The following is a 949-nucleotide window of genomic DNA, read 5'->3' on the forward strand; positions in this document are numbered from 1 at the left end:
AGGAACAGAAAGCGCCGCATGTTGTAGACGATATTGGCCAGGCCGATCCTCATGGTGGCCCGGGTGATACCCACGGTTCGGGCGAACAGACCCGTCTGCGATTTCTGATCGGCAAAGACATGCTCGACACGCGACCGGATCACCGACTTCCCTGCGTTGGACCGCTGGATGTGGCGGGGCATGGGCTTGAGATGCGGCTTTTTCCTGTGGACCTTTGAGACAAAGCCCTGCTTTTCCATGAAGTCTTCGTTGGCTTTCGAGCGATACGCGGTATCGGCCCAGACGCCTGAGGCGGTATTGGCTTTATCCAGCAGGCTCTCGCGCAGCCTGGCACCATCACTGGCAGCGGCATCCGTCGTCTTCCATTTCCGGATCAGTTGAAACTTCCGATCGATGGAGATGTGCGATTTGTAGCCAAAGAACGGGATGGCGAGGTCCATGGACGGCATGGTTCCATCTTCCTGCCGTTTTGCTTTCGTGAACTTCAGCGTCCAGCGCGCATGCCTGTCCTTGTGGGACAGTTTTGCCGACTTGTCTTCCCAGCCTTCGGGGATCCGTCCTGCCCGGAGATCTGCCTTCTTAGCGTTTGTATTGCGCTGCTTTGGAGCTGCCACCAATGTCGCGTCCAAGATCTGGCCTGACATGGGCAGATATCCGGCGTTGCGCAGGGTGGTATCAAAACGATCAAACAGCCTTTCAATCGCACCAGCCTGCGTCAGGCGCTCGCGGAACAGCCAGAGTGTTTTGGCGTCCGGCACACGGTTCGACAGTCCCAGACCAAGGAAACGCATGAAGGACAGGCGATCATTGATCAGATATTCCGTCCGCTCATCAGACAAATTGTTCAGGGTCTGGATCACCAGGATCTTAAACATCAGCACCGGATCAAATGGCGGTCGCCCGCCCTGGCTTCCATCTGAATAGGCCAGAGCCTTCTCCAGTTCCGGGC

Annotated in this window: 1 protein-coding gene; it reads right to left on the reverse strand. The window is 56.9% G+C overall.

The window, feature by feature from the left end; translation table 11 throughout:
• Nucleotides 1-949 (reverse strand): IS5 family transposase (locus tag JK213_RS15785; RefSeq protein WP_211571904.1); only part of this gene is annotated, 949 nt, incomplete at both ends.

Origin of the sequence: Gluconobacter sp. Dm-44, assembly GCF_018256175.1 — a bacterium.
In the GTDB taxonomy this organism is placed as follows: Bacteria; Pseudomonadota; Alphaproteobacteria; order Acetobacterales; family Acetobacteraceae; genus Gluconobacter; species Gluconobacter cadivus.